Origin of the sequence: Pseudomonas sp. TWI923 (assembly GCF_039673365.1) — a bacterium.
Classification (GTDB): Bacteria; Pseudomonadota; Gammaproteobacteria; order Pseudomonadales; family Pseudomonadaceae; genus Aquipseudomonas; species Aquipseudomonas sichuanensis.
The window spans coordinates 1-16,567 of the sequence record NZ_JBDJLM010000044.1 but is presented as its reverse complement, the minus strand read 5'-3'; the positions used below and the strand labels follow the sequence as shown (position 1 = coordinate 16,567).

Sequence of the window (16,567 nt, the reverse complement as noted above, 5' to 3'; positions counted from 1 at the left end):
AAGAACGATGACCCTGACTGGCACTTGGAAAAAGTGCCGACCACACAGGTGATGGCTATCTATGGTTGCTATCGCGTATGGGCTGGTTTGCGCTTTGCTAACCTCCTTCTCCTGGTGTCTGGGTACCCGCCCCCAGGCAAAGGTCCAGGTCGGGCGAGCAGACCTCTCCGCTGGGCATCTTGCGCATGATCTTGACGACGTCGATTTCGGAGACGCCAACACTGCCGTCGGTTTTCAACAAGCGGTACTGGGCAGTGGCAGACGCGTTATCGATCATCGGCGCGATCAAGGTGTCATAGGGCAGGATGAGAAAATCGACGGCGCCCCCGGCAGTGGCAACGCGCTTGCTGAACGGGGCCGTGACGCCAGGGATGGGCGATGAGCCGTTCAGGTTGTCATGGCCCTGCCACACCAGTTCGATGATATCGCCGACACTGAAGCGCGGATCGCCCTCCACCCGCACGTTCACGCCCTCCCACAACCGCGGCCTGCTGCAGCAGTTGAGGTAGCCGTAAAGCGTCGCATCGGGAAACACCGGCGCCTTGAGCCCCTGGATCACCTCCACCGCCACATCCACCAGGGTGGCCCGCGACAGTTGCTGGTTGACGCCATTGTCGGTCCCGTACCAGACCGGCAGGGCGCGGTCGTTGGGCTGTTGCTCAATCACTGCCCACGGGACCTTCAGGTCCACGGGCTGGCCGGCCACATCGCCTGGCTGAACACTGTAGCGGTCGACCGGCGCAAGCTGTCGGCCCCAGTACAGGCTCAGCAAATCACCGGGCTGCGGATCGTTGAACAGCGCCAGCTTGACGATGGCGTCGTATCCATGGTCGACCGGCTTGAGCACGTTGGGTTGATCGGAGACGGCGCCACGGATCTCCACCTTGTCGAGCAGGGTATTGAGCAACGCTGGTGCATTGGGGTGGTCCTGCCCCGCCACGGTCAGGTCGAAGGGCACGGAAATCGACGGTGACGGCAACAGACGGGTGCCATGACGTACCTGATAACTGACCACGGCATCGCCAGGGCCCAGGCCAACAGCGGTCAGCGCCGGCCACGGCACGAACGCACGCAATGGAAAGGCAGCCGGATCGACCGCCAGCGCCTGCAAGGGCGTACCGTGCCAGTCGATGATCACCCACTGCTGGGCATCGGCGTTGTCATAGGCGTCGACCTCGACGGTCACCCCGCCCTCGCCCGAGGCGCCTTCGCGGGCATGTTCACGGTCGATCAGACCCCGGGCGCTGAGCGGTACCCGAGGTGGTCTGAGGTTCGCCGGAGGGGGTTGCAGGCTCACCTCCAGCGCTGTCACGAGGGACGCATCGCCCTCGTTGCCCGCCAGGTCGCGCAGGCGATACCAGAGGAAGCGCTGCCCGCTGCCGGACGCGCGGATGGCCGCTGCGTCGTAGTCCACGAACAACTCGCCGCGGTCGATGTCCTGCTGGCTGAACTCGCGCTCGTCGATGGCCGGCTCGTTGCCTGGCGGTGGGTTCACGGCGGACCAGTAGAAGACCGCTCGGTCGCGAGCTTTCAGGCCCACGTACGTGGGTACCTCGCAACGCAGCCGGCCATTGAGCGCCAGGTAGTCCTCGGTCAGTTCGCCCACCAGGTCGGCAGGCAGTACCAGGGGATCGGGCGACTGACCGTCGTTGGGTGGCAACCTGTCCACCGTGATGGTGCGCTTGAGCGATTCGGTGAGATTGCCCAGGCGGCTGACGGTGTAGGAGAGGTCATGGACCCCGTGCTCCAGGTAGCGACGCGGTACATGAACCGTTCTCTGGGCCGAGGGAGGTGCGAAGGTATATTCACTGACCGCGACGAAAGGCGCGCCTGAGAACCGCCAACCGACCTGCACTTTGTCCGAGAGCTGTGGGTCCATGGCCCATGGCGCAATGATCACTTCGAGGTCGTTGCTCAGCGCCGTGCGTGGCAACAACCCATCAGCGTAGGGGTCACCGTTCTCGTCACGGATGATGACTGGAACATCCGGTGTCGCCAGGTCCGCTTGTAGCCACTGCACTTCGCGTGTGTCGCGCATGTCCGCTCCCATTCACCAGGCACGATGCCCACTGGGCCTCCAGAAACCTGCTTGCTGCGAGCGATTCAAACGCTTATCCAGGTATTAGCCTACTGACAAAAATGCTAGGTGGAGACTTCGACGTCACCGGGCAGGGCTGATGGCCAACCCTGCCGGCATGGGGTCAGGCCAGCGCCGGATCGATCACCAGCACCAACTTGCCGGACACCTGGTTGCTGGCCAACTCCGCAAAGGCGGCCTCGGCGAAGGCGACCGGGTAGGTGTCTACCAATTGAGGCTTCAGCCGGCCTTCGCTGAACAACGGCCATACCTGCTGGCCCAGTTCACTCAACAGCTCGGCCTTGAACCCATCATCGCGGTTGCGCAGGGTAGAGCCGGTGATCTCAAGGCGCTTGCCCAGCACCAACGCCAGGTCCAGCTCGACCTTGCGCCCACCCATCAGGCCGATGATCACCCAGCGCCCGTCGCGGGCCAGCAGCTTGAGGTTGAGCGGGCCATAGCCGGCGCCGACCGGGTCGAGGATCACGTCGAACGGGCCAAGCTGCTCGAGCTCGTCGAGGTTGGCATTGCGCACCACGCCACCGGCGGCACCCAGAGCCTCACAATAGGCCAGCCGCTCGGGCGAACCGACACTGACCCAGACCGGATTCCCAAAGGCCTTGCACAGCTGGATCGCCGCCGAGCCCACGCCGCTGGCGCCGGCGTGCACCAGCACCTTCTCGCCAGCCTTGAGGCCACCCAGCTGGAAGATGTTCAGCCAGGCCGTGGCGTACACCTCGGGGATCGCCGCCGCTTCGTGCAGGCTCAGACCTTCGGGCACGGGCAACACGTGGCGGGCATCGACCACCACCTCCTCGGCCATGCCGCCGCCAGCCAACAAGGCGCAGACCCGATCACCCACGCGCCAGTCGGCACCGGCGCCCACTTCTTCGACGATGCCGGCGCACTCCAGGCCCAGGTACGGGCTGGCACCCGGCGGCGGTGGATAAAGGCCGGCCTTTTGCAGCAGGTCGGCGCGGTTCAGCCCCGCAGCGGCCACTCGAATGCGCACCTGCCCTGCGTCACAGGCCGGGCGTTCGGCCTCGACCCAGGCCACATGTCCGTCAACGCCTTGCAATGCCTTCACAGTGCCTCCATAGTTGAATCATATGACTGAGCCTGGGATCAACGTCCCAGGCTTTTTGCAGTATTTTCCCGGTTTCATGGAACCGGCGAACGGAAAAGACGGCCTACTATGCGTGATCAATTGCCTACACGTCGAATCAGCATGAAGCATTTCCTCCCCAGCACCGCCCTCGCCCTTGTCATCGGGCTTGGCAGCCTCACGCTCGGTGGCAATGCGGCCGCCGCCAACAAGTGGGACAGCCTGCAGCCGGACCGTGACGAAATCGTCGCCAGCCTCAACGTGGTCGAGCTGCTCAAGCGCCACCACTACAGCAAGCCGCCGCTGGACGACGCCCGTTCGGTCATCATCTATGACAGCTACATCAAGCTGCTGGACCCTGCGCGCAGCTACTTCACCGCGGCCGACATCGCCGAGTTCGACAAGTGGAAGACGCAGTTCGACGATTTCCTGAAAAGCGGCAACCTCGACCCCGGTTTCACCATCTACAAACGCTACCTGGACCGTGTGAAGCAGCGCCTGGACTTCGCCCTGGCCGAGCTGAACAAGGGCGTCGACAAGATCGACTTCACCGTCAAAGAAGACCTGCTGGTCGACCGCAAGGACGCCCCGTGGATGAAGAACTCGGCCGAGCTCGACGACCTGTGGCGCAAACGCGTGAAGGATGAGGTGCTGCGCCAGAAGATCGCCGGCAAGGACTTCAAGCAGATCCAGGAAACCCTGACCAAGCGCTACAAGAACCAGCTGGCGCGCCTGGACCAGACCCGTGCCGAAGACATCTTCCAGGCCTACATCAACACCTTCGCCCAGTCGTACGATCCGCACACCAACTACCTGTCGCCAGACAACGCCGAAAACTTCGACATCAACATGAGCCTGTCGCTCGAAGGTATCGGCGCGGTGCTGCAGAGTGACAACGATCAGGTCAAGATCGTGCGCCTGGTGCCGGCAGGCCCTGCGGCGAAAACCAAGCAGGTGGCCCCGGCCGACAAGATCATCGGCGTGGCGCAAGGCAACAAGGAAATGGTCGACGTGGTCGGCTGGCGCCTGGACGAAGTGGTCAAGCTGATCCGTGGCCCGAAAGGCTCGGTGGTACGCCTGGAAGTCATCCCGGCGAGCAATGCGCCGAACGATCAGACCAGCAAGATCGTCTCGATCACCCGTGAAGCGGTCAAGCTCGAAGAGCAGGCAGCGAAGAAGTCGGTGCTCAAGCTCAAGCAGGACGGCCGCGACTACAAGCTGGGGATTATCGAGATCCCGGCCTTCTACCTCGACTTCAAGGCCTATCGCGCCGGGGACCCGGACTACAAGAGCACCACCCGCGACGTCAAGAAGCTGCTCACCGAGCTGCAGAAAGAGAAAGTCGACGGTGTGGTCATCGACCTGCGCAACAACGGCGGTGGCTCGCTGCAGGAAGCGACCGAGCTGACCAGCCTGTTCATCGAAAAAGGCCCGACCGTGCTGGTGCGCAACAGCGACGGCCGCGTGGATGTGCTCGAAGACGAAAACCCTGGTGCCTTCTACAAAGGCCCGCTGGCGCTGCTGGTCAACCGCCTCTCGGCCTCGGCCTCGGAGATCTTCGCCGGCGCCATGCAGGACTATCACCGCGCACTGATCATCGGTGGCCAGACCTTCGGCAAGGGCACCGTGCAGACCATCCAGCCGCTCAACCATGGCGAGCTCAAGCTGACGCTGGCCAAGTTCTACCGGGTTTCCGGGCAGAGCACCCAGCACCAGGGCGTGCTGCCGGACATCGCTTACCCGTCGATCATCGACACCAAGGAGATCGGCGAAAGCGCCCTGCCCGAAGCCATGCCGTGGGACACCATCCGCCCGGTGATCAAGCCGGTGGCCGACCCGTTCAAGCCGTACCTGGCCCAGCTCAAGGCACAGCATGAAGCGCGCAGCGTCAAAGATGCCGAGTTTGCCTACATCCGTGACCGCCTGGCCCTGACCCAGAAGCTGATGGACGAGAAGACCGTCAGCCTCAACGAACAGGACCGCCGCGCGCGCCACGACCAGATCGAGGCCAAGCAGCTGGCGCTGGAAAACATCCGCCGCAAGGCCAAGGGCGAAGAACCGCTCAAAGAGCTGAAGAAAGAGGACGAGGACGCGCTGCCGGCCGAGCCGGACGACACCAAGCCGGAAGACGACGCCTACCTGTCGGAGACCGGGCGCATCCTGCTCGACTACCTGAGCTTGAGCACTTCGGTGGCCAAGCACTGAGGTGATGGCAATTTAATGTGAGCCGTCATCAAACAGTCATCTGGCTGTCGTGAAATAGAAGGGCCGAGCGTGAAAACGCCCGGCCTTTTTCTATTCAGGAAGCAGTCCATGACCGTCACCGAACAGCTCAGCGCACTGAGCGCCATCCTGGCTCAACGTAGCGTGCACAGCCTGTTCCAGCCGATCGTCTGTCTTACCGAACGGCGCATTCTCGGCTATGAAGCCTTGAGTCGCGGCCCCTCCAACAGCCCGCTGCATTCGCCTCTGAACCTGTTCGCCATCGCCCGCCAGGCCGGGCGCCTCAGCGAACTGGAAGTGCTGTGCCGCGAAACCGCCTGCCGGCGTTTTGCCGAGCAGAACCTTGAGGGCAAGCTGTTCCTCAACGTCTCCCCCGAGTCCTTGCTTGAACCGCACTACCCGTCCGGGCGCACCCTGAAGATGCTCGAACAGGTCGGCCTGTCGCCCAGCCGGGTGGTCATCGAACTCACCGAGCAGACGCCCACCGAAGATTTCCAGCTGCTGTTCAACGCCCTGCACCATTACCGCGACATGGGTTTCTCGATTGCCCTGGATGACCTGGGCGCCGGCTATTCAAGCCTGCGCCTATGGTCGGAGCTGCGCCCGGACTACGTGAAGATCGACCGCCATTTCATCGACGGCATCCACCAGGACCCGCTCAAGCGCGAATTCGTCGGCTCGATCCTGCAAATCGCTCGCGCCTCACGCGCCCAGGTGATCGCCGAAGGCATCGAACTGGCAGAAGAGCTGACCGTATTGGCTGAAATGGGCGTCGAGCTGCTGCAGGGCTATCTGCTTGGCCGCCCTCAGGAGACCGCTGCGCGTGAATGCTCGTTCCTGCCGCCCCTGGCGCCGGGCAACCCTGGGGCGTTGAACGAAGACAGCGCCGACCTTGGCGCCCTGCTCATCCAGCAGCCGGCGGTGCCCCTGGAAACCGCCACCCAGCAAGTGTTGGAAGCCTTCCGCGGCCAAGCCAACCTCAATTCCCTCGCCGTGCTGGACCGACAGGGCAAGCCCTGTGGCATCGTCCACCGCCATTCGTTGCCCGAAGCCCTGCTCAAGCCTTTGGGCTGCAACCTGTTGGCAGCCACGCCGGTCAGCCAACTGATGAGCAGGGACTTTGTGGTGGTCGAACGTGGACAATCGCTGCAGCAGGTCAGCCGCCTGCTTACCGGCCGGGCGCAGCAGCGCATCGAGGAGGCGTTCATCATTACCCAAGGCGGCCGTTACCTGGGGCTGGGGCGAGTGATTGACGTGCTCAAGCTGATCACCGAACAACAGAGCGAGCGGGCCCGCGATCAACGCGCCTGTTGCTAGATGGGCCAGCGCATGTGAAAGCGACTGTTTTGTACTGACTGCATTGCGCCCCTCAGATACAACGCTTGGCGTCAAAGCGGCGCGCCGCCTGCTTCGCGGGTAAACCCGCTCCCACAGAAGTTACGCAGCCCTTGTGGGAGCTGGCTTGCCAGCGATGGGGCCGGCACTGCCGACCTGTTTCACGCCTCTTCCGGATACCGGTACTCGAATACCCGCACCACTTCCGAGGCATGCCACGACGCCGCCTCCATGCCATCCACCGGCCCGTTGAACCTGCCCAACCGCTCTACGCACTCGAAAAAACCGGTACGCGGCAGGCGGCTGGCGCCCTGGCTGATCACCAGCGAGCTGCGCAACGGCTGCTCGGCACGGGCATCGAGCAGCGCCAGGTATTCCAGGGCAGCGGTCAGTGTCTGCATGGCCGGGCTGGGTAGCTGGAGGCGTTCGAGCAATGCACGGTAAGTGAGCAGGTGGCGTTGTCGGCGGGCCAGGTCGAGCTCGGTCAGCAGACTCTCCCAGTGCTGACGGCTGATCCTGACCTGGCTCATGACGGCTCGCTCCAGCCACCAATGCCCAGATGCCAGGCCAGGCTGCGCAGAATCGCTGCGTCAGGGCGGCGCTCGCCGGCCTCGATCATCGCCAGGTAAGCCGGGCTGATGCCCACCGTGCGCGCCAGTTGCTCAGGGGGCAGGCCCTTGGCCTGACGCAACGACGCCAGCTCGTCCAGGGAGCGCAGGCTCGCGTTCTGCGTTGTGCTTTCGACAGTGTCGCTGTTGCCTGGCGCCGCGGCAGGTGCCTGGCCCGCAGCGGCCAGCAGCGCCTGATACTGCTCCCAGGGAACCACTGCGTACTCGGGCTGACCGTCCCGGCTGATGACCTGAATACCCATACAACCCCCTTGACGTTGGATCACGGCATGTAATCCCTAGGCATAACGCTTATGCCAATTATATTACCAACCTCGGGGGTCTGTGCGCTCGCTGCTTATTCAGCGGTTGGGGCGCTCCAGGCGCAGCGCCTCGGGCGTGTCCGGCAAGCGCTCGACCACCCGCAGTTTCTCCGGCGCCTGGCTGTCGCGCCAGGCCCTGAAGCGGCTCAGCTCATCGGCCACGGTCTTGAGCACCCAGCCGAGCACGGCGATATCGTCAAGCAAGCCCACTCCCAGCAACCAGTCGGGGATCGCATCCAGGGGGCTGACGAAATACAGCAGCCCGGCGACGATGGTCACCAGCGCCTTGGGGCTCACGGCGCGGTACTCGCCGCGCCACCAGGCCAGGCACAGGGCCTGCATCAGCCGCACATCCTCGCGCAGCTGGCCAAGCTTGGGCCCCTTGCGCGCAACCGCGAACAACAGTGCCGGTAAACGGCCACGGCTGAGCAGGCGCTCGGCAAGCGGCAGAAAACGGGCGAAATTCCAGGGAGCGCTCATGCAACCTCCAGAGCAACGGACAGTTATCCACATTTATTGTGGATAACCTTGTGAACAGGACCGCCTTGGCGCCGCTCGGTGCCCGCCTGGCAAGGGCCGGGCACGGATCGGGCGTTTTTTACACAGTCGTTTCAATCGCGCAAACGTTTTGCGACAACCCGTCGCAGGATCACCTACGGCATTGCTTGCGACAGTGAAGGACGCCAGCGGTTCGCGTCAACCACCGGCAAAAACGACGACGCCCCGTCGAAACGGGGCGTCGTTGTACAGCAAAGGTTGCGCTTACTCAGCCTGGGCTGGTTCGGCGTCCTGCTTGCTCGGGTCTTTGATGCCCAGCAGTTCCAGGTCGAAGACCAGGACCGAGTTGGCCGGGATCAGCGGGCTCGGGCTCTGGGCGCCGTAGGCCAGCTCAGCCGGGATGTACAGCTTGTACTTCTCGCCGACATGCATCAGTTGCAGGCCTTCGACCCAACCCGGGATCACGCCGCTGACCGGCAGGTCGATGGGGGCGCCGCGCTCGACGGAGCTGTCGAACACCTTGCCATCGATCAGCTTGCCTTCGTAGTGAACGGTCACTACATCAGTCGGCTTTGGCTGCGGGCCATCGGCCTTCTTCACCACTTCGTACTGCAGGCCCGAAGCCGTGGTGACCACGCCAGCCTTCTTGGCGTTTTCTTCCAGGAACTTCTTGCCGGTGGCGGCAGCTTCTTCGCTGGCCTTGGCCAGGCGCTCTTCGGCGCGCTTCTGCAGGGCGGAGAAGGCCTCGACCAGCTCTTCGTCCTTCAGGCGCTGTTCTTTCTTGCCAACCGCGTCCTCGATACCTTGGGCGACAGCTTTCGAATCCAGGTCGTCCATGCCTTCCTGAGCCAGGCTCTTGCCCATGTTCAGGCCGATACCGTAGGAAGCTTTCTGTGCCGGAGTCTTCAGTTCGACGCTGCTGGTCTGGGCGTCGCAGCCCGCCAGCACCAGACCTACCAGGGCAACCGCAGCCGCCAGACGAGTTTGTTTCATGCTGATTCCTTGTTCATGCGCCAGAGGGGCAAATCAGGGTAAAGCCGCGAGCTTATCAGGCGGCCACGACCAATGGCTACCGGCATAGGAGCCAGGAAAGCCCGATAAGTTCCGGTATTGAAACTGCTGATGTCACGGCACAGGGCCGTGCAGTGCGAATTGCGTCGAAGGTGAAGTGCCAGATCGCCATCACGCCCCTCGATCCAGTGCCTTGCAAAGGGCCCCGAGGCCCCGTGCAATGGCCCCTTCAGGGGTACAGGCCGTCCCGGTACTGCCCGGCCACCTCGCGCAGTACTTCACACACCCACTGCGCGGGCAGGCTCGCCGGCAAGGCGGCGTTGCGGCAGATGCCCACCGAGCCGCCGGGCTCGCGCACGCCCAGGTCCAGCTCGGCCAGTTCGTTACGGCGCAGGTCGAGCAGCACCGCGTCGCGCGGCGCCACCCACAGCGCATCGCTGCCCAGCAGGTAACGACGGCTCAAGGCCAGCGACAAGGTTTCCAGGCGTTGTGCCGGCAGCGGAATACCGCACTGCACGAACAGGCTGTCGGCGTGCTGGCGAATGGTGGTGCCCTGGGGCGGCAGCACCAGCGGGTAAGCCCCCACCTGCGCCCGCTCCACCGGCGTACTGGCCAGCAGCGGGTGGCCCGGGCGCACCACCAGGGCCATCGATTCGCTGTACAGGTGCTCGAACGACAGGCCCTGGATCTGCGGGCTGTCGGTCATGCGCCCGACCACCAGCTCCAACTCGCCAAGGCGCAGTTGCCCGAGCAATTGCGCGCTGACCCCGGTGACCACGCTGATCACCAGTGCTTCATGGCGCTGGTGCAGGCGGCACAGCACCTCGGGCATCAGCAGGCCCTCGACCGTCGACAGCACGCCGATACGCACCTGCGAGGGCGTCCTGGCATCGCCACGCACACTGCCCACGCCATCGCGCAGGGCCTGCACGCTGGGCCCGGCGTAACGCATGAAACGGGTGCCGGCGGGGGTCAGGGTGACGCCCAGGTGGGTGCGCTCGAACAGCCGCGCTTCGAGCAGGTCTTCCAGTTCCTTGAGGGTCTTGGAGATGGCCGGCTGGCTGATGGCAAGCACATCGGCGGCACGGGCCAGGCTGCCCTGCCGGGCAATCTCCAGGAAGCACAGCAGGTGGCGGAACTTGATGCGGGTGTCGAGGTTCATGCGAGGCAGTGTATCTGTAGGTGTCGGCGCGTGGGAAACGGCGATTGCCGTGGGAGAAACTGTCGGCTGGTGAACAGCAACCTTCGCCTTGGCCCGGCTTTGCCAGGCTTCGCCAGCATCGATACTTCTTGGGGCGGCCGGTGTCGCCCCCTATTCATTGCACCTATGCTGAGTCCCGATCAAGATTCAATCCTAGCGCTTTACATTGTTCAACCAAGGTTTCGCTAAGGACATGCATGAACTTTATGTAATCTGATTTGCTTATGTCCAATAGAAGCAGATCTTCTCCCTCCCAAAGTCTAACCACCATGCTCTCGTGGTCGTCAATTCTTACAAATCCTACAAAGTCACCATCAAAACCTTCTACCCCAATAGGCAGAAAGGAATTTCTTATGTCCGATTCAGCTTCTTGTATTTTAGCTTTCAGCTGACTGACAGTTAATCTTATTGGCTCGTTAACTTCCACTCGTTTAAACAAGTCCTTGATGGCGCCATCTAGAGCTGCGACCAGCATTAGCTGGCCATAGTCACCGACTGTTACATCGCCAAAAATCAAACAGCACTGTGTGAAGCAAACACTTCCATCATCGGATTTGAACGTATCAATTTTAGCCTTAAGCCCAACCATATTGTCACTCTGAGCTACCGTTTTCGAAATGGAAGTGCTCTTGAGCTGCGGACGAAAACTCCTGTATAAAGACAGAAGACTTTTCTTTCTCACTCTTTATACAAAAGTGCCCGTTTTTTTACTGCCCAATCGTACACAGAAATGCCAACAGGATATTTGGTGAGCACACCGCTCAGGCCATTATTTTTATCCACTCCTCTGCGCCACCTAGCTCCAAAAATACTGCAGATGGGAATCGCCCTTCTGCCCCGTTAAAAACCCAAACTTCTTTCATGATGTGTTCCTTTATCTCTATACGTTCAGGTTGGTCGCAGCACGGGCAGTCATCGGGTGATTTTTGGCACCTATTCCAACGCTGGATTTTATCTACGCTACGCCTCAAGCAAGCAATGCACAATGCGACCGGTGTCGCCTTCTTCGCGCGGCGGTAAGCTTTCCCAGGCCAAGGTGTCGCATGAGTAGGCCAGGGCTTTCTATGGTTGTGGCGCGGAGATTAATTGCAAGTTTTGTGGCTTTAATATGGCTGCGACAAGAGTTTGAACTTAGGTCTTAACCAATGCCTTGCTTTATGCGCTGAACTGGCAGAATGTTATTGATGGACCATAGTCATCAATATTATTTTCGACAAATATCGCAAACTTCTTTTCAGGGAACCTATCACGCAAAATCAAACCCCAAGAGTACTTCAGTAGCGCCGACAGCCTTAGAAACACTTCATCTGACACATTACCCGGACACCCATCATACATATCATAGAGCAATGTATGATTCATGCTTTTCTCTATAATTGAAGTGCATTCTCCTTTTTTTCTCAAGGATAGATAGGTGGATTCATTGAATGAAAGTTCAAGAAACACACCGTCGTCGACGCATAGTATGTCGGGCAATAGCAACTTGCTTACGACCAAAGTATCCTCCGGGTGGCATTCACTACGAAGGTATGAGAAAAGGTTAAGACCTGATGGGTTTTCCCATTGCTCTCGCCATGACTCATACTTCTCCAACCTTCCCAAGTCCGGAGTGGAATGAAGTTTATTCATGGTATTTCCTCTGCAGTTGCTGGGCGCGGCGGCAATTTTGAGGATGGTGAGTTTACTCTGACCACCCCATTTGGCAAAGTATTCCTACCATACTCTAGTACGTGGGGCGTTGGCACGCCACCGTGGGCAGCACCGGTAACGTCTACACGCTTCAGAATACGGCCGTGCTCATCATAGGTTGCATAACTTGTGATATTGCCCTGATTGTCGGCTCTGTATAGTGTTCCATTTGCAGGGCCTCCTTCCAAGTTGAACCGACCTCTGGTTTGTTGGGCGCGCTCCAGTGGACCGCCTCTCAGATCTGACTGATTTCGTGGTGTTACCGTATTGCTTGGTCTGTTTCCTGTGATATCGCAATTGCACAGGGAGGCAAGGCCCAGTGGATCAATGAATCCGGTAGGGTTTGGGGTATATGCAAATAGGTTTACTCCCCCCTTATAGCTGATGGGGTCTTTGCATATGAAGCGACCTGAGTTCGGGTCGTAGTATCGATAGCGATTGTAGTGCAGCCCCGTCTCATGGTCGTGGTACTGCCCCTGGAAACGCAGCGGGTTTCCCAGGCCCTGCTGCTTGGCCCACGCCGAGCGCTCTTCGCGCACTTCGCCCCAGGCCTTGTACTGTCCCGTCCATGCAATGCGGCCCTGCTCATCGGTGAGCTCCATCGGCGTGCCGAGGTGGTCGCAGTGGTACCAGGCGATCGCCTCGAACGGCTGTGGCTTTATCTCGGTATGCCACAGCGGATCCTGATCGAAGTCGTACTCGCGCTGACTCCAGTCCGGCACCTTGTGCAGCCGGATCGGGCTCTTGCGCAGGGCCTGGGCAACCGGCACGAAGCTGCCCGGCTCATACAGGTAATGCACCGTACGCCCGGTATCGCCTTCATCGAGAGGCGGTGAGCTTTCCCAGGCTAGCGTGTCACCATCCCAACCGAACAGGGTGAAGCCACAGCCGAGTTCGCGCTGGCGCTTGGCCCGTTGCAGCTGGTTCCAGCCGGTGCCCGCCTCGGGGCGATCCCAGAAATGCGCCACCGAATGCTTGTGCAGGCGTCGGCCCAAGGCGTCGTAGCTGTAGTCAACCTTGAGCTTGTCGTCGTTGTAGCTCGCTAGCCGGTCGAACAGGTCCCAGGTGAAGTGGGCATGGGAGCCGTTGTGCAGGCGGTGGATCAGGTTGCCGCGGTCGTCGTACTTGTAGTGGCTCCCGGCGTACTCGCGCAGCAGGTTGTCCATCAGTTTGTTACGGCGTGGATCGGCTTCCAGCGGGCGATTCAGTTCCTGAGCCTTCTGGTCCAGCAGGTTACCGGCCGGGTCGAAGGCGAAGGTTTCCACGCCCAGCCGGCTGGTGGCCCACTGGGTCGTACTGGTACTCCAACTGACCACGACGGCTGTCCTGGATGTATGTCAGTTTGCCCGCCGCGTCATAGTGGTCTCTTTCGCCTTTGCGAGTTATTAATTTTCAAACATGGACTTGTACCAATAGTAGTCACTATCCTTCATCCAAGCATGGCGACTTCCATTGGCGATCTCTGCGAGCGGTCTTAAGTTGACGCCGTATCTGAAAAATATCGATATAAGCTCCCGCATATTTTCTTTTGAGAGCTTCCGCTTGTCGATTTTTATATTTAGACCTCTCCCGGATCCACGAACTTCTACTGTGGCGGGATTAGAGGTGAGTCCCTCAAAGAAACGGACCTCATCTAAATTTGAAAAAAAGCTTGGGAGTTCTATGAGGATCTTCATTTATCTTCTTTTCCCACCTGGATAGACATTTTCGTATTCGCCTTTAGGTTTTTGAACGTCCCAGTGTGCACCTCCGTGAGCCTTTGACCCTGGACCTTCAGGGCCTGTGGGTACCCAAACGTCATCATGTTTGTCAACCCATCCTGAGCCTCGACCATCATCAAGTTTTACCCAAGTCTCTCCGAGCTTGCACTCACAGAAACCTTCGGCCTCTCCAGGTTTTCCCGGAGCTTTTGAGCCGTGCGGATCATGAGCATCCGCAGGAGGGCGCCGAACTTTGTACTTATTTTTTGCTAGACCTAATGGGTCAATCCAGAGAATCGGGTTGATAGTGTACTCAAATAAGTTAATTCCGCCGCTGTAGCTGATTGGGTCTTTGCATATGAAGCGACCTGAGTTCGGGTCATAGTACCGATAGCGGTTGTAGTGCAGCCCGGTCTCATGGTCGTGGTACTGCCCTTGGAAGCGGAGCGGGTTGCCCAGGCCATGCTGCTTGGCCCACGCCGAACGTTCTTCGCGCACTTCGCCCCAAGCCTTGTACTGTCCCGTCCAAGCGACATTGCCCTGCTCGTCGGTCAGCTCCATCGGCGTGCCGAGGTGATCGCAGTGGTACCAGGCAATCGCCTCGAACGCCTGCGGCTTCACCTCGGTATGCCACAGCGGATCCTGATCGAAGTCGTACTCGCGCTGACTCCAGTCCGGCACCTTGTGCAGCCGGATCGGGTTTTTGCGCAGGGCCTGAGCCACCGGCACAAAGCTGCCCGGTTCGCACAGGTAATGCACCGTGCGCCCGGTGTCGCCTTCATCGAGAGGCGGTGAGCTTTCCCAGGCCAGCGTGTCGCCGTCCCAGCCGAACAGAGTGAAACCGCAGTTCAGCTCGCGCTGGCGCTTGGCCCGTTGCAGTTGGTTCCAGCCGGTGCCGGCCTCGGGGCGATCCCAGAAGTGCGCGACTGAATGCTTGTGCAGGCGCCGGCCCAAGGCGTCGTAGCTGTAATCGACCTTGAGCTTGTCGTCGTTGTAATCGGCCAGCCGATCGAACAGGTCCTAGGTGAAGTGGGCATGGGACCCGTTGTGCAACCGGTGGATCAGGTTGCCGCGCTCGTCGTATTTGTAGTGGGTCCCGGCGTACTCGCGCAGCAGGTTGTCCATCAGCTTGTTACGGCGTGGATCGGCCTCCAGCGGGCGGTTCAGTTCCTGAGTCTTCTGGTCCAGCAGGTTACCGGCCGGGTCGAAGGCGAAGGTTTCCACGCCTAAGCGGCTGATGGCTTTGAGCAGGCGGCCTACCGGGTCGTACTGGTATTCCAGTTGGCCACGGCGGCTGTCGTGGATATTGGTCAACTGGCTGGCGGCGTCGTAGCGGTACTGACGCTTGAGCAGCGTGGACTGGCCATCATGGCTGCCCAGCAGTTGCTCCTGCAAACGCCCGGCCGGGTCCCAAGCCTGGGTTTGCATCAGCTTGTTGCCCTGATGCCGCACCACCTCGCGGTGCAGGTCATCGCGCTCATAGGCCAGCATTTCGTGCTGGTCGAGGGTCATGCCGAGCAGGTGGCCACTGCCGTAAGTCAACCAGCTGACCTTGTGGCCGTCCGGGCGAATCGTCGCGGTGCGCTGGTTGAGCGCGTCGTACTGGTGCTGCCACACCGCAACCATCGGCGTGCCGGTGGCCAGGTAGTACTGGTGCTCACGGGTCAGGTTGCCGGCTTCATCAAAGAACCATTGCAGCTTGCTGGCGGCGTTCACTGCCTGGATCAGTTGGCCGTTGCCGTCGTAGGCGAAGGTTTCGCTCTGGCTCTGGTTGCCCAGGCGGGCCGTACGCTCACTCAATCGGCCCATGGGGTCGAAGGTCAATTCGATACGGCGCTGGCCAACCTGGGTCGAGGCGAGGCGACCGCTGTGCGGGTCGTACTGGTAACGGGTGACCAGGCCATCGAAGCCGGTCTCCTGCAGCAGCCGGCCCACCGGGTCGTAGAGGAAAGTGGCCTTGCTCGCGTTCTCGTTTTCCAGGCCGATCAAGCGGCCAAGCTTGTCCCAGCGATAACGCAGGGTGTGTTCGTTGGCGTCGATGCGTTCGCTCAGCAGGCCTGCGGCGCTGTACGCCCAAGTGGTGCAGCGCTCGAGGGCATCGACATGCGCCAGCAGACGCCCTTCGGCGTCGTAGTTGAAGCGCTCCTCGGTTTTGTCGGGATGGGTGACCTTGGCCAGTTGTCCGGCCTGGTATTCGTAAGCGGTGGTGTGGCCCGCCGCATCGGTGAAGTCGGTCAGCTGGCCGAAGGCGTTGTAGGTCCACTGGCTGCGCTTGCCCGAGCAGTCGGTGTACTCAAGCAACTGCCCGGCGTCGTTGTAGGCGAGTGTCTTTTCGTTGCCCAGCGCATCCTTGATTGCCTTGACCAGCCCAGCCGGGGTGTAGGCGAACTCGGTCTTGTTGCCCAGCGGATCGACGCTTTCGACCAGGTTGCCGCGCTCGTCATAGTCGCGTAGCCACAAGCCACCCTCGGCATCGCGCAGTTTGATCGGCTGGTCGTAATCGTCGTAGCCGTAGTGCACCGTGCTGTGGTCGGCGCGGATGTGCTGCAGCAGGTTGCTGCGCTCATCGTAGGCGTAGCGGTCCTGGCTGCCGTCGGGGTGGACGTGGCGGATGACGTTCTTGCGCGGGTCGCGGAACAGCCATTCCTCACGACCATCCGGGTGGATCAGGCGGTAGGTGTAGCCGAGGGCGTCGTAGTAGTGCCAGGTCTCCTGGCCGTGGGCATCGGTGACATAAGTCAGGCGGATGTTCGGGTCCCAGGCCAGGCGGGTCTCGAAGCTGCCGTCGTCGGCCCAT

10 protein-coding genes and 5 pseudogenes are annotated in these 16,567 nt (G+C 60.9%); 2 read left to right on the top strand and 13 right to left on the bottom strand.

Features of this window, described 5'->3' with window-relative positions:
* Nucleotides 1-97 precede the first annotated feature (97 nt).
* Nucleotides 98-2,038 carry a hypothetical protein gene (locus tag ABE459_RS16930; protein WP_323833015.1) on the bottom strand — a complete coding sequence of 647 codons (1,941 nt, stop codon included), beginning with the start codon at nucleotides 2,036-2,038 and terminating at the stop codon, nucleotides 98-100.
* Between the two features lie 163 nt (nucleotides 2,039-2,201).
* On the bottom strand, nucleotides 2,202-3,164 hold the full coding sequence (locus ABE459_RS16925; protein WP_323833013.1) for an NAD(P)H-quinone oxidoreductase: 963 nt from the start codon (nucleotides 3,162-3,164) through the stop codon (nucleotides 2,202-2,204).
* A gap of 141 nt (nucleotides 3,165-3,305) precedes the next feature.
* Here ABE459_RS16925 and ABE459_RS16920 point away from each other — a divergent pair, with 141 nt between their 5' ends.
* Both ABE459_RS16920 and ABE459_RS16915 read left to right on the top strand, forming a co-directional pair.
* Nucleotides 3,306-5,387: a carboxy terminal-processing peptidase gene (locus tag ABE459_RS16920; RefSeq protein ID WP_167409811.1), complete on the top strand. Its 2,082-nt coding sequence runs from the start codon at nucleotides 3,306-3,308 to the stop codon at nucleotides 5,385-5,387.
* Nucleotides 5,388-5,495: 108 nt separating this feature from the next.
* Nucleotides 5,496-6,701 (top strand): annotated as a pseudogene (locus ABE459_RS16915) (EAL domain-containing protein); the annotation flags it as partial.
* A 200-nt stretch (nucleotides 6,702-6,901) separates the two neighbouring features.
* On the opposite strand, the gene ABE459_RS16910 reads toward ABE459_RS16915, so the two are convergent.
* The 11 genes and pseudogenes from ABE459_RS16910 to ABE459_RS16860 form a co-directional block, all read right to left on the bottom strand.
* Nucleotides 6,902-7,270, bottom strand: a complete 369-nt coding sequence (locus ABE459_RS16910; RefSeq protein WP_110993079.1) for a hypothetical protein — start codon at nucleotides 7,268-7,270, stop codon at nucleotides 6,902-6,904.
* Nucleotides 7,267-7,611, bottom strand: coding sequence for a helix-turn-helix transcriptional regulator (locus tag ABE459_RS16905; RefSeq protein WP_125857761.1), 345 nt, complete (start codon nucleotides 7,609-7,611; stop codon nucleotides 7,267-7,269). Before ABE459_RS16905 ends, ABE459_RS16910 begins: the two co-directional genes overlap by 4 nt.
* A 99-nt stretch (nucleotides 7,612-7,710) precedes the next feature.
* Nucleotides 7,711-8,151 carry a DUF1232 domain-containing protein gene (locus ABE459_RS16900; protein WP_110993077.1) on the bottom strand — a complete coding sequence of 147 codons (441 nt, stop codon included), beginning with the start codon at nucleotides 8,149-8,151 and terminating at the stop codon, nucleotides 7,711-7,713.
* 282 nt (nucleotides 8,152-8,433) lie between these two features.
* On the bottom strand, nucleotides 8,434-9,162 hold the full coding sequence (locus ABE459_RS16895) for an FKBP-type peptidyl-prolyl cis-trans isomerase (RefSeq protein ID WP_125463028.1): 729 nt from the start codon (nucleotides 9,160-9,162) through the stop codon (nucleotides 8,434-8,436).
* 247 nt (nucleotides 9,163-9,409) lie between these two features.
* On the bottom strand, nucleotides 9,410-10,342 hold the full coding sequence (gene pcaQ, locus ABE459_RS16890) for a pca operon transcription factor PcaQ (RefSeq protein ID WP_125463027.1): 933 nt from the start codon (nucleotides 10,340-10,342) through the stop codon (nucleotides 9,410-9,412).
* A 163-nt stretch (nucleotides 10,343-10,505) separates the two neighbouring features.
* Entirely contained in the window at nucleotides 10,506-10,970 is a 465-nt protein-coding gene (locus ABE459_RS16885; protein WP_323833011.1) for a hypothetical protein, read from the bottom strand.
* Between the two features lie 566 nt (nucleotides 10,971-11,536).
* On the bottom strand, nucleotides 11,537-12,010 hold the full coding sequence (locus ABE459_RS16880) for a hypothetical protein (protein ID WP_323833009.1): 474 nt from the start codon (nucleotides 12,008-12,010) through the stop codon (nucleotides 11,537-11,539).
* Nucleotides 12,007-12,195: pseudogene (locus tag ABE459_RS16875) on the bottom strand (polymorphic toxin type 24 domain-containing protein); the annotation flags it as partial. The gene ABE459_RS16880 and the pseudogene ABE459_RS16875, both read right to left, overlap by 4 nt.
* A gap of 183 nt (nucleotides 12,196-12,378) precedes the next feature.
* Nucleotides 12,379-13,429: pseudogene (locus ABE459_RS16870) on the bottom strand (RHS repeat-associated core domain-containing protein); the annotation flags it as partial.
* Between the two features lie 317 nt (nucleotides 13,430-13,746).
* Nucleotides 13,747-13,971, bottom strand: a pseudogene (locus ABE459_RS16865) (polymorphic toxin type 37 domain-containing protein); the annotation flags it as partial.
* 63 nt (nucleotides 13,972-14,034) lie between these two features.
* Nucleotides 14,035-16,567, bottom strand: a pseudogene (locus ABE459_RS16860) (RHS repeat-associated core domain-containing protein); the annotation flags it as partial.

Bases quoted from the DNA above. Each gene is read 5' to 3' on its own strand.
- ABE459_RS16880 (WP_323833009.1), bottom strand. From the start codon at position 12,010: ATGAATAAACTTCATTCCACTCCGGACTTGGGAAGGTTGGAGAAGTAT.
- ABE459_RS16930 (WP_323833015.1), bottom strand. From the start codon at position 2,038: ATGCGCGACACACGCGAAGTGCAGTGGCTACAAGCGGACCTGGCGACA.
- ABE459_RS16895 (WP_125463028.1), bottom strand. From the start codon at position 9,162: ATGAAACAAACTCGTCTGGCGGCTGCGGTTGCCCTGGTAGGTCTGGTG.
- ABE459_RS16905 (WP_125857761.1), bottom strand. From the start codon at position 7,611: ATGGGTATTCAGGTCATCAGCCGGGACGGTCAGCCCGAGTACGCAGTG.
- ABE459_RS16910 (WP_110993079.1), bottom strand. From the start codon at position 7,270: ATGAGCCAGGTCAGGATCAGCCGTCAGCACTGGGAGAGTCTGCTGACC.
- ABE459_RS16900 (WP_110993077.1), bottom strand. From the start codon at position 8,151: ATGAGCGCTCCCTGGAATTTCGCCCGTTTTCTGCCGCTTGCCGAGCGC.
- ABE459_RS16885 (WP_323833011.1), bottom strand. From the start codon at position 10,970: ATGGTTGGGCTTAAGGCTAAAATTGATACGTTCAAATCCGATGATGGA.
- ABE459_RS16920 (WP_167409811.1), top strand. From the start codon at position 3,306: ATGAAGCATTTCCTCCCCAGCACCGCCCTCGCCCTTGTCATCGGGCTT.
- pcaQ (WP_125463027.1), bottom strand. From the start codon at position 10,342: ATGAACCTCGACACCCGCATCAAGTTCCGCCACCTGCTGTGCTTCCTG.